The organism is Streptococcus sp. Marseille-Q8145 (assembly GCF_965112035.1).
On the sequence record NZ_CBCOPQ010000004.1, the window covers coordinates 212786 to 230569 of the forward strand.

The window sequence follows — 17784 nt, forward strand, 5'->3', positions numbered from 1 at the left end:
AATTCAAGCTATTATAAAACAATTCAGCACCTACATCAATAGCTTTATATAGAAAAAATAAAGTTTTCTAGAACTTGTTTGAAATATGGAAGCTGTATATTCCTAAGTAGAATATTTCACTTCATCCGAGTTTCAAAATTGCAATAGAACTTGACAAAATCATTCAGAGTGCTAGAATAGGAGACAGGTAGAGGCCGATTTAGCTCAGTTGGTAGAGCAACGCACTCGTAACGCGTAGGTCACAGGTTCGAACCCTGCAATCGGCAGAAAGAAAACCAGCACCTTTTTTATGGGGTTGCTGGTTTTGTTTATATAATTCTTATAAAGAAGTAAGAAAAGTTAGGCCACCTAATATCACGCCCGCAGCATTGGGAATAATGAGGATCCAGTCTTTTTTAGGTTCTTTTGTCCAACCGTAGATAACCCAAATCAGGCAAGAAACTGCTGCGAATAGTGGTTGGAAAGGTTGAGCTTTGGATCCTTGTAAGTTTGCGATAATTTGTGGAATATAAGCGACGAATACAAGAATTCCAATAAAAGCTCCAATAGATCCGACAAAACGATTAATTTTTTGTTTTGACATACGATACCTCCTGATCGTCCATTATATCAAAACGGAAAAAAATTGTCAAATGAGACGTAAGCCAGTATGGAGAATAAGTTTTAGTTTTTATCTAAAACTAAGCGAAAGAGCCAAGTGTAGTTTGAGAAGGAGCGTTAGAATTCTTCATACCCGATTTATCCATTGTTAGGCTGGATAGAGAGCTTATGATCATAGAAATAGTAGTAAATCAGTATTGTCGTGTTGAAAAAATAGGTAATGATCAATTTCTTTGAAGCCTTATGTTTGGAAAATTCAAGATTTTTTATTTCATTTTAATCTTTTAAAACAACCACTTACTGCTCCAAATTGACCACTTACTGAAAGTCCCTTGTTTCTTTTCAAGAAATTGTTATAATGAAGATAGAAAGAGGGGAGGAGTGCTTATGAAGGTTCGGATTGAGCTAGACGATCGTTTAGCTGATACAGAATTGGTGATTCGAGTATCGCGGATTGATGAGAGGATTCAGAAGATTCAAGATGCTTTGAATGAAGCGACTGCTCCAGCTATTCTTTTTTATAAGGAAAATAGTGAGTATTTTGTGGACTTGGCGGAGATCCTCTTTTTCGAGACCGATGGAGCCAAGATCTTTGCTCACGCACGCAATGATGCCTATGAGGTCAAGTTGAAGCTCTACGAGCTAGAGGAATTGCTGCCCCGCTATTTTTGCAGAATTTCCAAGTCAACCATTGCTAATGCTAGGGCGATTTATTCTCTAGAAAAGTCTTTCTCGGGTACCAGTTCCGTCCAGTTTTCTGAAACGCATAAAAAGGTGCATGTTTCAAGGCATTATTATCAATTACTAAAAGAAAAGTTAAGTGAAGTGAGGTAATCATCATGAAAAAAACAATTCTAGGCGTCGGTTTTTTGGTTTTAGCCGGCTGGATTTTGCTTCAGGGAAACTTTGGTATTCCTATGTTCAATTTTAATATCTGGCCTCTGCTTTTGGTCGGCATGTTTGCGTATTTTGCCTTGGAAAATTTCTTGGAGCGAGATTTTGGTGCTGCTCTGATCATGACGATTATTGCTCTGGTAATTGCTAATTCTGTCTATCACTTCTTGGCAATCTCTACAGGCACCTTGGTAATGGGTGGTGTTTTGGCCTGCATTGGGCTTAACATGATTTTTAAACCGAGAAGGATCTGGGGCGTTCGTTGTTTGTCTAGAAAGGGCTTGTCTACAACGGAAGGAGAGATTTCTTTTGGCAGCGGCACTCGCTATATCAATTCGGAGAATTTCGTCCATGATAAAGTAGAATGTGTTTTTGGTAGTGCGACCGTATATTTTGATAATGCCAGAATTTTAGGTGATTCTGCTAGTTTTGATGTGGAAGTAGCCTTCAGTAGTGCGACGCTTTATATCCCAAGTAACTGGCAAGTAGAGCTAAATGTGGACAATGCTTTCGGTACAGTGGTCAATCCGCATAATGTCAATGAGAAAGACAAGACTTTATATGTGCGCGGCAATGTTGCCTTTGGCTCTTTGAAGATTGTTTACATCTAAGAAAACGGATTATTGATTAGAAATTGTAAAGTTTGGGAAAATGTACTTGCCAAACGCCAAGTTTTTTGATAATATAGTACGGTATGTGGTGCTAGCACATCCGTAATATTAGATCTAATAGGAGGAAACACACTAATGGCTAAAGTATGTTACTTTACAGGTCGTAAGACTGTATCTGGAAACAACCGCTCTCACGCGATGAACCAAACAAAACGCGCTGTTAAACCAAATCTTCAAAAAGTTACTGTTTTGATCGACGGAAAACCTAAAAAAGTTTGGGCTTCAGCTCGCGCGCTTAAGTCAGGTAAAGTTGAACGCGTTTAATACATGAAAGGGATTGGAAAGATTTATTCCTTCCCTTTTTTGTTGTTGAATTTTCAGACTAGACAGTTTATTTCTGCCCTTCCTCTTTTACACCCTGTCTAAAATATGGTAAAATAAACTATAAAATACTTTTGAGGTACAAATGATGACTGTAAAAATCAATACAAAAGATGGTCAAATTGAACTGACTGATGATGTCATTGCAACCATTGTTGGCGGCGCAGCAACCGAAATTTTTGGTGTGGTTGGAATGGCCAGCAAAAATGCAATTAAAGACAACTTTCAAGCTCTTTTGGGTAAAGAAAACTATGCCAAGGGTGTGGTAGTAAAAACGTCTGAGGATGGTGGTATTGCAGTTGATGTTTATACCGTTTTGAGCTACGGCATTAAAATCAGTGAAGTTTCCAAGAATATCCAAGAACGCGTTAAGTTTAGTTTGGAAAATCAACTTGGGATCACTGCCCATACAGTGAATGTCTATATCCAAAATATTAAAGTTGTAGGAGAATAATCGTGTCAAATATTACTACTAGTTTATTTCAAGAAATGGTGCAGGCGGCATCAACTCGTTTAAATAAACAGGCTGAATATGTCAATTCTTTAAATGTTTTCCCAGTTCCAGATGGTGATACAGGAACCAATATGGGCATGACCATTGAAAATGGTGCCAAAGAAGTCGCTGATAAGTCAGCTTCAACAGTTGGCGAAGTGGCAGCTATCTTTGCTAAGGGACTCTTGATGGGTGCGCGTGGGAACTCTGGTGTTATCACGTCTCAGCTCTTCCGTGGTTTTTCACAAAGCGTAAAAGGAAAAGATGAGCTTGACGGACAAGCTTTGGCTCTTGCCTTCCAGTCTGGTGTAGAAGTAGCCTATAAGGCTGTTATGAAGCCAGTTGAGGGAACAATTTTGACCGTTTCTCGTGGTGCGGCCATCGGTGCTAAAAAGAAAGCTGAAGCGACAAATGATGCTGTCGAAGTTATGAAAGCGGCTCTTGAAGGAGCAAAGGCTGCCCTTGCTAAAACGCCAGATATGTTACCAGTTCTCAAAGAAGTTGGCGTTGTGGACTCTGGTGGTCAAGGTTTGGTCTTTATCTATGAAGGCTTCCTTTCTGCCCTGACTGGTGAATATATCGCATCAGAAGATTTCCAAGCGACTCCGGCTACGATGACTGAGATGATCAATGCTGAACACCACAAATCTGTAGCAGGCCATGTGGCGACAGAAGACATCACTTTTGGTTATTGTACAGAAATCATGGTGGCTTTGAAGCAAGGACCAACCTATGTCAAGGACTTTGACTATGATGAATTCCGTAATTATTTGAATGAGCTTGGGGATTCCTTGCTGGTAGTTAATGATGATGAAATCGTGAAAGTGCACGTTCATACAGAAGATCCAGGTCTTGTTATGCAAGAAGGACTGAAGTATGGTAGCCTTGTCAAGGTAAAAGTGGACAACATGCGTAACCAGCACGAAGCCCAGCTTGAGAAGGAAGAAAAAGCTACCAAGCCAGCTGAAGAAAAAGAATACGCTATTATCGCAGTTGTAGCTGGTGACGGTCTTGCTGAAATCTTCAAAGCTCAGGGTGTGGACTATATCATTTCTGGTGGTCAGACTATGAACCCTTCTACAGAGGACTTTATCAAGGCTGTTGACCAGGTGAATGCGCGCAATATCATTTTCCTGCCAAACAATAAAAATATCTTCATGGCGGCTCAATCTGCAGCAGAAGTGCTTGAGCAACCAACGACAGTGATTGAAACACGCACGCTTCCTCAAGGTTTGACAAGCCTTTTGGCCTTTGATAGTGGAAAAACAATCGAAGAGAACCATGAGAGAATGACAGCGGCCTTGAGCGATGTGGTTAGTGGTAGTGTTACGACAGCGGTTCGTGATACGACCATTGATGGTCTCGAAATCCATGAAAATGATAACTTGGGTATGGTTGATGGCAAAATCCTGGTGTCAAATCCAGATATGTTAACAACTTTAAAAGCAACCTTTGCGAAGATGTTGGATGAAGACAGTGAGATTGTTTCCATCTATATCGGTGAAGATGGTGACGAGGAATTGGCAAATGGCCTGGCTCAAGATCTGATGGAAGAATATGAAGATCTAGAAGTTGAGATCCACCAAGGAAATCAGCCAGTGTATCCATATATTTTCAGTGTAGAATAATTTATTTGGGAGTGGGACAGAAATCGGTCATTCGTTAGAATTCGATTTCGTCGTCCCACCTCCGCACAGTTGAGTAGGGCTGTAAAAGTTGATGAAATCAGCGTAGTAGAGCCCGCTCAACCACTGCGTCTTTGCTCGACAATTCAAAGACAATTGAGAGGCTAGGACTTTTGCACCAGCCTCTTTAATTTTTTTATATGTAAGATTTAGACAAGATAGTGGTATTATGGTATACTGGAAAAAAATAAAAAGAAAAGGTGTGCTATGAAAAAGTTATTTATTCTAATTATTTCTGCTTCTGTGTTATTGACAGGTTGCGTATTTCCAAAATCTGGCAAGCATCGTCCGAAAGTTCCAGCTGAATCAAAGGTTGCTAAAACAAGTTCTAGCTCGAGCTCAAGTGACTCCTCTACGAGTGCTTCTTCTGAAAGTACAGCTATTGTCTCTAAAACCTTGGTCGGAGACCTCAAAGGCATCCATCATCGTGATACGGTGACCTATCGAGGAGACAAACTCTTGAAGCTTCGAATGGAGCTGTTGAGTAATTTGCCAGAAGAAGCCAGTGGTGCTGCAGCTACTATGAGCCCAGAGGAAATGACCGCTATCATTCGAGAAGGAATGGAATCGGAACCAAACTACGTGGAAGCTAGGAATATGGAAGGAGTGACGATTGAATACTCCGTAACAGCTGATAAGAAACTACAGGCCATAGTTGATCTGGATTTTGAGAAAATGGATATAGCGAAAGTAGCAAGCCTATCTTTCTTTAAAGACTTGGGACTTAATGACATAAAAGACGCCTCTCCTTCAATGTTTATTTTAGGTATGAAATTAGGCGGCTTGAAAGAAGAATAAGAGTGTATAAAGGCGAGTTATCTCGTCTTTTTTTGCTGCCTAGAAACCATGACATTTGTCATATAGTCTAATGACAAAATCATCTAGTCGGAAGATGCAGGAAGTTTTATAATACAAGTAAGAAATGAAGAAATAGGGAGTAGTTATATGAAAATATGGTTGATAAAAGTAGCAGTCTTGAGTCTTGTTGGGATGATATTTTATCAGTTGGCAGGAATGAGCGGAGCAAGTCTTTACCGCTTTCCTTGGGAGATTTTTGCTAGCTTGGGAATGGCTAGCTATGTCCTAAAGGAAGTGGCTAAGTTAAGCAAAAGGGGAAAGTAGAAATGAAAAAGCACTTGACCCTCTTATTCATTGGAGTTGCAATGGGTGTATGGTGTTTTCAGATGATACCGGGTTTTCTGTTGGAATTTCTACCCCGGCAATTTTATATAGGAGTAGGGGGAGTGATTCTAGTTGTCTTTGTCATCTGGCCGCTCATCTATGATTTTATTAAGGAGGAAGATCATGAAATTGATTGAAGTGAAAAAGCTATCTAAAAGCATTCGGGGGAAAGAGATTTTGCGCCACATTTCCTTTGACATTGAAGAAGGGGATTGTGTGGCTCTAATTGGCCCCAACGGAGCTGGCAAAACAACTCTGATGGACTGTCTCCTAGGCGATAAATTCCTGACTTCTGGTCAAGCACTAGTTCAGGGGCTAAAGCCAACGGATAATCGTTTAAAAGAGATGGTTGCCATTTTGCCACAGGAAAATACAGTAGTGGGAGATTTGAAAGTCAAGGAACTCCTTGCTTTCTTTCGATCCATCTATCCCAATGGCCTGTCTGAGGAGGAAATCGATGCCTTGTTGGGCTTTTCTGACAAGCAAAAGAACCAGCTGGCTTCCAAGCTCTCTGGTGGTCAAAAACGCCTCTTCTCCTTTATTTTAGCCTTGATTGGCCGTCCAAAGATTCTCTTCTTGGATGAGCCGACTTCGGCCATGGATACCTCGACCCGCCAGCATTTCTGGGAAATTGTGGATCAGCTCAAGAAGCAAGGCGTGACTATTGTCTATTCTTCCCACTACATTGAAGAAGTGGAGCATACGGCTGACAGGATTTTGGTGCTTCATAAGGGAGAGCTAATCCGCGATACCACGCCTTATGCCATGCGCAAGGAAGAGCAGGAAAAACACTTCACCCTGCCCCTTTCCTATAAAGAAGTTGTGGAAAAGATAGCTGGTGTGACAGAGATTGAAATCAAGCAAAAGGCCCTGTCCTTTGCGACCAAGGATGCCAGTCAAGTCTGGCAAATTCTGCAGGAGCATGGCTGTACGATTGAAGAAATCGAAGTCCGCAATCGCACCCTACTGGATAGTATTTTTGAGACGACACAAGAGTAAAGGAGCAGCATTATGAAAAATATGGTTAGTTTAATGAAAATGGAGTTGATTTTGATGAAGCGGCAGGCGGCTTACTACCTGCTCTCTATCGGCCTGCCCAGCGTGTTCTATCTGATCTTTTCAGGAATGATGTCAGGTTCTGATGTACCGACGCTTGCGCTCCAGACCTATCTCTTTTCTATGACAGTTTTTAGCATCATGTCCAGTGCTTTTTTCAGCATTCCCAGCACCTTGCAGTCGGACAAGACCAATAACTGGCAAAAAATGATTCAGCATTCGCCCGTTTCTATGGTAGAATATTATATATCCAAGCTTTTCAGTACTTTGCTGACCTTTCTGCTTTCCATCATCGTAGTCTTCTCTGTTGGACATTTCGTTCGTGGAGTCAATATGCCCATGATGGACTGGCTCGTGATTGCCCTAATTCTTTTGGTTGGCAGTATGGTCTTTATCGCCATGGGCGTCTTGGTTAGTCTCCTGCCCAGTGCCCAGCTCATGTCTGTTGTGGGCAATATCGTTTATATGGCTTTAGCAGTCTTGGGTGGGCTTTGGTTTCCGCTGACTATGTTTCCAGACTGGTTGCAATCTATCGGCAAGCTAACTCCGAGTTACCAGCTCATGCAGGTGGTTTCTGCCTATTTGGAACACCATGACTGGAATGTCTCTGCCATGCTAATCGTCCTAGCCTACACCATTTTCTTTAGCATTTTGGTCCTTCAGCTCAAAAAACGGATTGAGGTTAAATAATTCTATGTGGGAAAAGTTCAAAAACATACATCATATGTTTCATATTTCTCTGGTCTTTATCATCTTTCCAATAGCGGGTGTTATCAGTGGTGAATACCCGCTTTTGACTTTGCTTTGGACAGCATTGTTTATAGGGGCTTACTATACCATCCTCACAGAGAAAAAGCCTTTCTATCAGGCGCTGTCCTGGTGGATCATGCTTGCCTACATTTTTTATACTTCCATTTGGCTGAATGTGGGCTTCGTTTGGTATATTTTTTATTTATCAAATCTTCTAATTTATCATTATAAGGAAATTTCCTTTACATCTTGGCGCTTCTGGAGTTTCTTAGCTATCCAACCGGCTATTCTGGTCGGGGTGTATCTGCAAAATCAATTGAGCACTGGCTATCTGGTCTTTTTCTCGACGACTTTTCTCTTTTCGGATTTCTTGACCTTGGGTCTGCATCGCATCCAAGTCGCTGAACAGCTCAAGGAAGAAAAAAGCAAGCAGAACGCTCAGCTCAATCTCTTCCTAGCGGAAAATGAGCGCAATCGAATCGGACGGGATTTACACGATAGTCTGGGACATACCTTTGCCATGCTTAGTGTCAAGACGGAGCTGGCCCAGCAATTCCTACAAATGAAGGCTTATGAGCAGGCGGAGAAAGAGATGGAGGAAGTGCGACGGATCAGTAAGCAGGCCATGGCTGATGTTCGACGGATTGTAGACAATCTCAAGACGCGGACGCTGGATGAAGAATTAAATACAATCCGAAACATGCTGGAAATGAGCGATATTGACTTGGAGCTTCATAATCAGCTCAATGTAGCCAGTATCCCTACGGAAATGCAGTTTACAATTAGTATGATTTTATTGGAATTAGCAACCAATATTATCAAGCATGCGGAGGCCGAGAAGTCCAGAATTGATTTGTATAGTCAGGATCGAGATTTGATCTTGGAAGTTGAAGATGACGGCCGAGGCTTTAAGCAAGTGACGGGCCAAGACTTGCATTCGGTACGTGAGCGCTTGGAGGGGCTTGATGGTAGAGTGGAGGTCATCAGCAGCCAGAAGCCTACCATTATTCGCGTGCGTTTGCCGTATAGGATTAAAGGAGACGAGCGATGAAGTTATTATTAGCAGAAGATCAGAGCATGCTGCGGGATGCCCTTAGCCAGCTCTTGCAGTTGCAGCCGGATGTTGCTAGTGTTTCTCAAGCGGCAGATGGTCATGAAGCTATGGAGCTACTCAAGACCAATCCAGTCGATGTGGCCATCTTGGATGTAGAGATGCCCTATCAGACAGGGCTGGATGTTCTAGAATGGGTGAAAGAGCATCAGCCAACTGTCAAGGTCATCATTGTGACGACATTTAAGCGGCCAGGCTATTTTGAGCGAGCGGTTAAGGCGGATGTTGATGCCTATGTACTCAAGGAGCGTAGCATTGCGGATCTGATGAAAACCATTCATACTGTCTTGGCTGGACAAAAAGAATACTCGCCTGAACTTATGGAAGTGCTGATGACTCATAAAAATCCCCTCTCTCATCAGGAGCTTCTAGTCTTAGAAGCAGCAGCAACTGGGCTTTCTAATAAAGAAATTGCTGAAAAACTCTATTTATCAAATGGAACTATTCGCAACTATATGTCGACCATCCTGACTAAGCTAGCAGCAGACAATCGTACGGAAGCTGTCCGAATTGCTCAAGATCAAGGATGGATATAAGATAACTATCTCGCTACATTCGGATTTAGCGGGATTTTCTTATCTTTTTCAATCAGAATGAAAAAAAACATCCGCGATACTTGCAATTTTTTTCAAAAATGTTATCATAGTAGAAAGCTTTTTGAATTTTTAGAAAATTGTAAATAAATGAAAGGGGAAATATGGAAAGAATCCAATTAGAAACTCCTAAGTCCGGCTCGCAGCTGGTCTTGGAAACCTTGAAAAATCTTGGTGTTGATACTATTTTTGGCTATCCTGGTGGTGCAGTCTTGCCCCTCTATGATGCTATTTATAGCTTTAAAGGTATCCGCCATATTCTTGGTCGCCATGAGCAGGGGTGTGTTCATGAAGCAGAAGGCTACGCCAAGTCTACTGGGAAAATTGGTGTGGCTGTTGTAACCAGTGGTCCGGGGGCAACCAATGCCATTACTGGGATCGCCGACGCTATGAGTGACAGCGTTCCCCTTTTGGTTTTTACTGGGCAGGTAGCGACACCAGGCATTGGTAAGGATGCCTTTCAAGAAGCCGACATTGTCGGTATTACTACTCCTATCACTAAGTACAATTATCAGGTACGGGAGACGGCAGACATACCAAGAATCATTACGGAGGCTATTCATATTGCGACCACAGGTCGTCCAGGGCCAGTCGTTATTGATTTGCCAAAGGATGTCTCAGCTCTGGATACAGACTTTATCTATGACACTCAGTTGCATCTGCCAAGCTATCAACCAACAATTGAGCCTAATGAATTACAGATTAAGAAGATTCTTAAACAGCTTTCCAAGGCTAAAAAACCTGTTCTTCTTTCTGGTGGTGGTATTAGCTATGCAGGGGCAGCAGCGGAGATGGTTGCTTTTGCAGAGCGGTATCAGATTCCAGTAGTGACCTCATTGTTGGGTCAGGGAACGATTGCGACAGATCATCCTTTGTTCTTGGGTATGGGTGGTATGCATGGTTCTTTCGCGGCTAATATTGCGATGACGGAAGCAGACTTCATGATTAGCATTGGATGTCGTTTTGATGACCGTCTGACTGGTAATCCTAAAACCTTTGCTAAAAGCGCTAAGGTGGCCCACATTGATATCGATCCAGCAGAGATCGGTAAAATCATCAGCGTGGATATTCCTATTGTAGGAGATGCCAAGAAAGCTTTGCAAATGTTGCTTGAAGAAGAGCAGGTGCACAACAATACCAGCAAGTGGATAGAAAAGGTGACACGAGACAAGGAGCGGGTCCGCTCCTATGATAAGAAGGAACGAGTTGTCCAACCTCAGGCTGTTATTGAGCGCGTGGGTGAGTTGACCAAGGGCGATGCCATTGTGGTAACGGACGTCGGCCAGCACCAAATGTGGACAGCCCAGTACTATCCTTATCGCAACGAGCGTCAGCTAGTTACGTCTGGTGGTCTTGGAACCATGGGCTTTGGTGTTCCAGCAGCGATTGGAGCAAAGATTGCCAATCCAGATAAAGAAGTGGTTCTCTTCGTTGGAGACGGCGGCTACCAGATGACCAATCAAGAAATGGCCATCCTAAATATCTACAAGATTCCGATTAAGGTCATCATGCTCAATAATCATTCGCTAGGTATGGTTCGCCAGTGGCAGGAAGCCTTCTATGATGGTCGTACCTCCGAGTCAGTCTTTGACAGTTTGCCAGATTTTCAGCTGATGGCTCAGGCTTATGGTGTCAAATCCTATAAATTTGATAATCCAGAGACCATTGCTCAAGATTTGGAAGTCCTAAAGGAAGACATACCGATGTTTATCGAGGTAGATATTTCTCGCAAGGAGCACGTGCTTCCAATGGTGCCAGCTGGCAAGAGCAATCATGAGATGTTGGGGGTGAAGTTCCATGCGTAGAATGTTGACAGCTAAACTCCAAAATCGTTCGGGTGTTCTGAACCGCTTCACTGGTGTGCTTTCCAGACGTCAGGTCAATATCGAAAGTATCTCCGTCGGTGCGACCGAGGATGAAAATGTTTCTCGGATCACCATTATCATTGATGTAAATTCCCTCAATGAAGTGGAGCAGATTATCAAGCAGCTTAATCGCCAGATTGATGTGATTCGGGTGCGAGATATTACAGATCATCCTCACCTAGAGCGAGAAGTTATTTTGATCAAGGTATCAGCACCAGTTGCTAAGCGTGCAGAAATCTTGGCCATTATCCAGCCTTTCCGGGCAACGGTAGTCGATGTGGCGCCAAGCTCGATCACTATCCAGATGACGGGCGATGCAGAAAAGAGCGAAGCGCTCTTACGAGTCATCCGTCCTTACGGCATTCGCAATATCGCACGGACTGGGGCAACTGGCTTTACCCGAGATTAAATCAAACCTTTAATTTGTTAAACCAGCCTAAGAGGCAATAAAAATAGAAAAGAGAGTAAACATTATGGCAGTAACAATGGAATACGAAAAAGATGTAAAAGTAGCAGCACTTGACGGTAAAAAGATCGCCGTTATCGGTTATGGTTCACAAGGTCATGCTCATGCACAAAACTTGCGTGATACAGGTCATGATGTGATTATCGGTGTTCGTCCTGGTAAGTCATTTGACAAGGCTAAAGAAGATGGCTTCGACACATACACAGTAGCAGAAGCAGCTAAATTGGCTGATGTTATCATGATCTTGGCTCCAGATGAAATCCAACAAGAACTTTACGAAACAGAAATCGCTCCTAACTTGGAAGCTGGAAATGCCGTTGGATTTGCTCATGGTTTCAATATCCACTTTGAATTTATCAAAGTTCCTGCAGATGTAGATGTCTTCATGTGTGCACCAAAAGGTCCTGGTCACTTGGTTCGCCGTACTTTTGAAGAAGGCTTCGGTGTTCCAGCTCTTTACGCGGTATATCAAGATGCGACTGGAAATGCCAAAGATATCGCTATGGACTGGTGTAAAGGTGTTGGTGCAGCTCGTGTTGGTTTGCTTGAAACAACTTACAAAGAAGAAACTGAAGAAGATTTGTTTGGTGAACAGGCTGTACTTTGTGGTGGTTTGACTGCCCTTATCGAAGCAGGTTTTGAAGTCTTGACAGAAGCAGGCTATGCACCAGAATTAGCTTACTTTGAAGTGCTGCACGAAATGAAACTGATTGTGGATTTGATCTATGAAGGTGGATTCAAGAAAATGCGCCAATCTATTTCAAACACTGCTGAATACGGTGACTATGTATCAGGTCCACGTGTGATTACTGAGCAAGTCAAAGAAAACATGAAAGCAGTTCTTGCAGACATCCAAAATGGTAAATTTGCAAATGACTTTGTAAATGACTACAAGGCTGGACGTCCAAAACTCACTGCTTACCGTGAACAAGCAGCTAACCTTGAAATTGAAAAAGTCGGTGCAGAATTGCGTAAAGCAATGCCATTCGTTGGTAAAAATGACGACGATGCTTTCAAGATCTACAACTAAGATTGTGTGGAAAACTCAGCTGGTATCCCAGCTGAGTTTGTTTACCTCATTTGGAAAGGAAAAGGAATGTTAACAGCAAAAGATATCGTCCGTGCTCATAAGGTATTAAAAGATGTTGTCGTCAATACACCGCTTGATTATGATCATTACTTGTCAGAGAAGTACGGGGCAAAGATTTATCTTAAAAAGGAAAATGCCCAACGTGTCCGTTCTTTCAAAATCCGTGGTGCCTATTATGCCATTTCTCAGTTGAGTAAAGAAGAGCGAGAACGTGGGGTTGTCTGCGCTTCTGCGGGCAATCACGCACAGGGTGTCGCATACACTTGTAATGAAATGAAAATTCCAGCTACTATTTTTATGCCTATCACAACTCCTCAGCAAAAAATTGGACAGGTTCGTTTCTTTGGTGGCGACTTTGTTACGATTAAGCTAGTAGGAGATACTTTTGATGCTTCTGCTCGGGCGGCTATGGAATTCACACGGATGGAAAATCGGACTTTCATCGATCCTTTTGATGATGCTCATGTTCAAGCAGGTCAGGGGACGGTCGCTTATGAAATCCTAGAAGATACAGCTCGGGAGTCCATCAATTTAGACTTGGTCTTGGTACCAGTAGGAGGCGGCGGTCTCATCGCAGGAGTATCCACTTACATCAAGGAAAGCCAGCCACAAATTGAAGTGATCGGGGTAGAGGCGAATGGAGCCCGCAGTATGAGAGCAGCTTTTGAAGCAGGCGGTCCTGTCAAACTCAATGAAATTGACAAATTTGCGGACGGTATCGCAGTTCAAAAGGTAGGGGCTTCTACTTATGAAGCGACGAAGAAGAATGTAGAAACACTTATCGGGGTTGATGAAGGCTTGATTTCAGAAACCTTGATTGATCTCTATTCTAAACAAGGAATCATCGCAGAGCCTGCTGGTGCAGCTAGTGTGGCGGCCTTAGAAGTGTTGCGAGAATATATCAAAGGAAAAACTGTTTGCTGTATCATTTCGGGCGGAAATAATGACATTAACCGTATGCCTGAAATGGAAGAGCGCGCTCTCATCTATGATGGAATTAAGCATTATTTTGTAGTAAATTTCCCGCAGCGGCCTGGCGCCTTACGTGAATTTGTAAATGATATCTTAGGGCCAAATGATGACATCACTCGATTTGAATATATCAAGCGGGCCAGCAAGGGAACAGGTCCGGTCTTGATTGGGATTGCCTTGGCCAATAAGCATGACTATGCGGGTCTGATCAATCGAATCGAGCATTTTGATCCTTCCTTCATCAATCTAAACGGAAATGAAACGCTTTATAACATGTTAGTCTGATCCTAAAAATATTTTAGCAAAATCCCACTTTTTAATTGCAAGTGAGTGAGGACTGTGCTAGAATATACTATATTAAATTAAGGAGATGCGCTTATGTTACTGAATTTCTTTTTCTTCTTTCTCATTTTTCTTCTTCTTTGTGGTCTATTGGCATTTAGCTCGCTTTATGTTGTGCGCCAGCAGTCTGTTGCCATCATTGAGCGTTTTGGTCGTTACCACAAGACTAGTACAAGTGGGATGAATGTTCGTTTGCCTTTGGGAATTGACAAAATCGCCGCTCGTGTTCAGTTGCGTTTGCTACAAAGCGACATTATTGTTGAGACCAAGACTCAGGATAATGTCTTTGTGACCATGAATGTGGCGACCCAGTATCGGGTAAATGAACACAATGTTACAGATGCTTACTATAAACTCATGCGGCCAGAAGCGCAGATTAAGTCTTATATCGAAGATGCCCTGCGTTCCTCTGTTCCAAAACTGACCTTGGACGAGCTCTTTGAAAAGAAAGATGAGATCGCCCTAGAAGTTCAAAAGCAGGTAGCTGAAGAAATGTCGACTTATGGCTACATCATTGTCAAGACCTTGATTACCAAGGTTGAGCCAGATGCAGAAGTTAAACAGTCTATGAACGAAATCAATGCCGCTCAACGAAAGCGCGTGGCAGCTCAGGAATTGGCAGAAGCAGATAAGATTAAAATTGTAACTGCTGCAGAGGCCGAAGCTGAGAAAGACCGTCTTCATGGGGTTGGTATTGCAGAGCAGCGGAAGGCAATCGTAGACGGCTTAGCAGATTCAATTAAGGAGCTTAAAGGCGCCAATGTTGAGTTGACAGAAGAACAGATTATGTCCATCCTCTTGACTAACCAGTATTTAGATACCTTGAATAATTTTGCAGATAAGCAAGGAAATAACACAATCTTCCTTCCAGCAAATCCTGATGGAGTGGAGAGTATTCGCACCCAGATCCTTTCAGCCCTCAAAGCTAAATAAATATAGAATATTCAGAATTATTTAATTTGTTTGTTTTGGTTTTTCTAAGTTGACAAACTGTATAAAAACCATTATATTAGTATTCGAAATAAGTTAGAGAGGAGTAAGAAATGGCTAAATCAAATTTTGAAAAAGTAGAGTCAGTCGTTGGATGGGTTCGTGACAAAAAAATTACAGGTTACCGTATTAGTAAAGAAACAAACGCGCGTGAAATGTCAATTATTGCTCTTGCTCAAGGACGTGCAAAAGTAAAGAATATTTCTTTTGAAACAGCTCTTGGCTTGATTGATTTCTACGATAAGAATCATGAAAAGTTTGAAGACTAATCTTCGGAAAGTGGGGAAACCCGCTTTTTTATTTTGCGAATAAAAAAACAAGGCGGATGTATCTTTTTCCGTCTTGTTTGTTTGCTTGGTTGTTTATTTCAAGAAGCGATGTAGGAATTCCTTGGTTCGTTCTTCTTTAGGATTGGTAAAGAATTCTTGTGGAGTGCCTTCTTCTGCGATGACGCCCTTATCCATAAAGATAACACGGCTGGAAACATCACGGGCAAATTCCATTTCATGGGTCACGACAATCATGGTCAGGCCTTCTTTAGCCAATTCCCTCATGATTTTCAGGACTTCGCCGACCATTTCTGGGTCAAGAGCTGAAGTTGGTTCATCGAAAAGGATGGCATCAGGGTTCATAGAAAGCGCACGCGCAATAGCAACCCGCTGCTTCTGTCCACCTGAGAGTTGTTTAGGCTTGGCTTGCCAGTAGAGCTCACCCATACCGACCTTTTCCAGATTTTCTTTGGCAATCTTTTCTGCTTCAGCGCGCTCTCTTTTGAGCACGGTTGTCTGAGCTACGATGGTGTTTTCCAGCACATTGAGATTTTCAAAAAGATTGAAACTTTGGAACACCATACCCAATTTTTCGCGGTAGTGAGTCAGGTCGTAGTTTTCGTCCAAGACATTTTTTCCACGGTAGAGAATTTCGCCAGCAGTAGGTGTTTCTAGGAGGTTGATGGAGCGGAGAAAGGTTGATTTTCCGCTACCTGAACTTCCGATAATGGAGATAACTTCGCCTTTGTGGACAGTCAGAGAAATGTCTTTTAAGACTTGATTCTCCCCATAAGATTTTTTGAGATTTTTAATTTCTAAAATTGTTTCGGTCATTGTTTCAATTCTCCCGTCTGCATTTGGTTGGCACCTGTTGTGTAATGATCTGTGTCAAATTTCTGCTCGATGAAACGTAGGATTCGAGTGACGGTAAAGGTCAAGACAAAGTAAATAACTGCGATAATAGTGAAAGTTTGGAAATACTGATAAGTCTGAGTAGCAATAGTATTTCCTGAGAAGTAGAGCTCCACCACGGAGATAACATTCAGGACAGATGTATCCTTGATATTGATGACAAATTCATTCCCCGTCGCAGGCAGAATGTTGCGGACCACCTGTGGCAGGACGACCTTGCGCATGGTTTGGCCGTGGGTCATTCCGAGTGCAGTAGCTGCTTCGAATTGTCCCTTGTCAACGGCAAAGATACCACCGCGGACAATTTCACTCATGTAAGCACCAGTATTGATAGAAACGATGAAGATGGCTGCGGCCGTCCGGTCAATCGAAATACCAAAAGCCTGAGCTGTTCCATAGTAGATAACCATGGATTGTACAATCATAGGAGTACCACGGAAGATTTCAATGTAAACATTGAGGAACCAACCGAATAGTTTTTGTAGGAAGGCTAAAGCCTTATTTTTTGAAATGGGCGCTGTTCGATAGACCCCAATCAACAAGCCAATGAAGAGGCCAGCGATTGTCCCTGTGATGGAAATAAGCAAGGTCAAACCAGCTCCGCGTAAGAACTGCGGCCAGTTTTCCTTCCAAATCTTAAAAACTTTATTGAAGAATGAGTCTTCAGCATCGTCAGTATCAGTGTCCACCGGTTGATTTTTAATCATCTGATCCATCAGCTGGACTTGGTCATCTGTTGAGAGTTTAGCGATAGCTGCATTAGCTTGCTCGATTCGGCTGTCGTCTTTACGCATACCGACAGCGATGGAGGCATCTTCTTCACCAACTTCAAAGCCCTCTTTGAATTGAATCATTTTGAACTTAGAGTTGGCAGCTTCGGCTGTCAGAGCTTCGGGACGTTCAGAAATGTAACCGTCAATAACACCAGATTCTAGAGCTTGACGCATTTGGGCGAAATCTCCCATGGCGGTCTCTTGCTTAGCACCTGGCAGTTGAGAAATCAGATTGTAAAGATAGACACCTTGCTGAGAGGTGATTTTAGCATCTTTGAAATCTTTGAGGGTCTTAGCATTAGCGTAGTTGCCGTCTTTTCGAACCAGCATAACAGGCTCACTAGTATAGTAGCTGTTAGAAAAGGCGATTTCTTTTTTCCGTTCGGCTGTTGGGCTCATACCAGCGATAATCATATCGATTTTACCAGAGGTCAAGGCTGGAATCAGTCCGTTCCAAGAAGTTTTCACAACTAGAGGTTCCTTGCCCATTTCCTGAGCAATCTTCTTAGCAACTTGGACATCGTAGCCATTGGCATACTGATTTGTTCCTTCGATTTTAACAGCGCCATTTGAATCATCATCTTGGGTCCAGTTGAAAGGGGCATAGGCCGCTTCCATCCCAATTCTAAGATAATCATCCGCCTGAGCTACGGTAAAGGTCCCCAGACAGACGAGGAGGGCTGTCAATAAGGTTAAAATGAATTTTTTCATATTCTCTCCTAGTCCTTCTAAAATAGTTCTTTCTATTC

At 42.5% G+C, this 17784-nt stretch carries 20 protein-coding genes and 1 tRNA gene; 18 read left to right on the top strand and 3 right to left on the bottom strand.

Translation table 11 applies throughout. The features are described from left to right. The first annotated feature begins 193 nt into the window (after positions 1-193). Positions 194-266 (top strand) — tRNA-Thr (locus tag ACWPVL_RS09375). 53 nt (positions 267-319) lie between these two features. On the opposite strand, the gene ACWPVL_RS09380 is transcribed toward ACWPVL_RS09375, so the two are convergent. Then, the gene (locus ACWPVL_RS09380; protein WP_005591744.1) at positions 320-583 is read right to left on the bottom strand and encodes a SemiSWEET family transporter; all 264 of its coding nucleotides are present in this window, start codon (positions 581-583) and stop codon (positions 320-322) included. A 404-nt stretch (positions 584-987) separates the two neighbouring features. On the opposite strand from ACWPVL_RS09380, the gene ACWPVL_RS09385 reads away from it, so the two are divergent. The 17 genes from ACWPVL_RS09385 (at position 988) to ACWPVL_RS09465 (ending at position 15350) form a co-directional block, all read left to right on the top strand. Next, positions 988-1434, top strand: coding sequence for a LytTR family DNA-binding domain-containing protein (locus ACWPVL_RS09385; protein WP_015605723.1), 447 nt, complete (start codon positions 988-990; stop codon positions 1432-1434). Positions 1435-1439: 5 nt separating this feature from the next. Then, on the top strand, positions 1440-2105 hold the full coding sequence (locus tag ACWPVL_RS09390; protein WP_062123570.1) for a LiaF transmembrane domain-containing protein: 666 nt from the start codon (positions 1440-1442) through the stop codon (positions 2103-2105). 135 nt (positions 2106-2240) lie between these two features. After that, on the top strand, positions 2241-2429 hold the full coding sequence (gene rpmB / locus ACWPVL_RS09395; RefSeq protein ID WP_001140948.1) for a 50S ribosomal protein L28: 189 nt from the start codon (positions 2241-2243) through the stop codon (positions 2427-2429). A 145-nt stretch (positions 2430-2574) separates the two neighbouring features. Beyond that, on the top strand, positions 2575-2940 hold the full coding sequence (locus ACWPVL_RS09400; RefSeq protein WP_005591747.1) for an Asp23/Gls24 family envelope stress response protein: 366 nt from the start codon (positions 2575-2577) through the stop codon (positions 2938-2940). Between the two features lie 2 nt (positions 2941-2942). After that, a complete protein-coding gene (locus ACWPVL_RS09405; RefSeq protein WP_125372506.1) occupies positions 2943-4607 on the top strand; it encodes a DAK2 domain-containing protein in 1665 nt (554 codons plus the stop codon). Positions 4608-4871: 264 nt separating this feature from the next. Continuing rightward, a complete protein-coding gene (locus ACWPVL_RS09410) occupies positions 4872-5462 on the top strand; it encodes an SP0191 family lipoprotein (RefSeq protein ID WP_454388487.1) in 591 nt (196 codons plus the stop codon). A 147-nt stretch (positions 5463-5609) separates the two neighbouring features. Continuing rightward, entirely contained in the window at positions 5610-5786 is a 177-nt protein-coding gene (locus ACWPVL_RS09415; RefSeq protein WP_454388489.1) for a hypothetical protein, read from the top strand. Positions 5787-5969: 183 nt separating this feature from the next. Beyond that, positions 5970-6845 carry an ABC transporter ATP-binding protein gene (locus ACWPVL_RS09420; RefSeq protein ID WP_454388491.1) on the top strand — a complete coding sequence of 292 codons (876 nt, stop codon included), beginning with the start codon at positions 5970-5972 and terminating at the stop codon, positions 6843-6845. Positions 6846-6857: 12 nt separating this feature from the next. Further along, positions 6858-7592, top strand: coding sequence for an ABC transporter permease (locus ACWPVL_RS09425; RefSeq protein ID WP_454388493.1), 735 nt, complete (start codon positions 6858-6860; stop codon positions 7590-7592). 4 nt (positions 7593-7596) lie between these two features. Next, positions 7597-8703: a sensor histidine kinase gene (locus tag ACWPVL_RS09430; RefSeq protein ID WP_454388495.1), complete on the top strand. Its 1107-nt coding sequence runs from the start codon at positions 7597-7599 to the stop codon at positions 8701-8703. Then, positions 8700-9299 carry a response regulator gene (locus ACWPVL_RS09435; RefSeq protein WP_454388497.1) on the top strand — a complete coding sequence of 200 codons (600 nt, stop codon included), beginning with the start codon at positions 8700-8702 and terminating at the stop codon, positions 9297-9299. Before ACWPVL_RS09430 ends, ACWPVL_RS09435 begins: the two co-directional genes overlap by 4 nt. 161 nt (positions 9300-9460) lie before the next feature. Next, positions 9461-11161, top strand: coding sequence for an acetolactate synthase large subunit (locus tag ACWPVL_RS09440; RefSeq protein WP_048766450.1), 1701 nt, complete (start codon positions 9461-9463; stop codon positions 11159-11161). Next, a complete protein-coding gene (gene ilvN, locus ACWPVL_RS09445) occupies positions 11154-11630 on the top strand; it encodes an acetolactate synthase small subunit (protein ID WP_005591757.1) in 477 nt (158 codons plus the stop codon). The genes ACWPVL_RS09440 and ilvN overlap by 8 nt, the downstream gene beginning before the upstream one ends. Positions 11631-11694: 64 nt before the next feature. Then, positions 11695-12717 (top strand): ketol-acid reductoisomerase, encoded by a 1023-nt coding sequence (gene ilvC / locus ACWPVL_RS09450; RefSeq protein ID WP_005591758.1) that lies wholly within the window; start codon positions 11695-11697, stop codon positions 12715-12717. Positions 12718-12783: 66 nt separating this feature from the next. Next, the gene (gene ilvA / locus ACWPVL_RS09455) at positions 12784-14034 is read left to right on the top strand and encodes a threonine ammonia-lyase IlvA (protein WP_062005023.1); all 1251 of its coding nucleotides are present in this window, start codon (positions 12784-12786) and stop codon (positions 14032-14034) included. A 93-nt stretch (positions 14035-14127) separates the two neighbouring features. Next, positions 14128-15024: an SPFH domain-containing protein gene (locus ACWPVL_RS09460; RefSeq protein WP_005591760.1), complete on the top strand. Its 897-nt coding sequence runs from the start codon at positions 14128-14130 to the stop codon at positions 15022-15024. 110 nt (positions 15025-15134) lie between these two features. Then, the gene (locus ACWPVL_RS09465; protein ID WP_001130035.1) at positions 15135-15350 is read left to right on the top strand and encodes a capsule biosynthesis transcriptional regulator; all 216 of its coding nucleotides are present in this window, start codon (positions 15135-15137) and stop codon (positions 15348-15350) included. Positions 15351-15443: 93 nt separating this feature from the next. On the opposite strand, the gene ACWPVL_RS09470 is transcribed toward ACWPVL_RS09465, so the two are convergent. Together ACWPVL_RS09470 and ACWPVL_RS09475 are read right to left on the bottom strand one after the other, a co-directional pair. Continuing rightward, the gene (locus ACWPVL_RS09470) at positions 15444-16184 is read right to left on the bottom strand and encodes an amino acid ABC transporter ATP-binding protein (protein WP_454388501.1); all 741 of its coding nucleotides are present in this window, start codon (positions 16182-16184) and stop codon (positions 15444-15446) included. Next, a complete protein-coding gene (locus ACWPVL_RS09475) occupies positions 16181-17746 on the bottom strand; it encodes an ABC transporter substrate-binding protein/permease (protein WP_454388503.1) in 1566 nt (521 codons plus the stop codon). The genes ACWPVL_RS09470 and ACWPVL_RS09475 overlap by 4 nt, the downstream gene beginning before the upstream one ends. Positions 17747-17784: the final 38 nt, after the last annotated feature.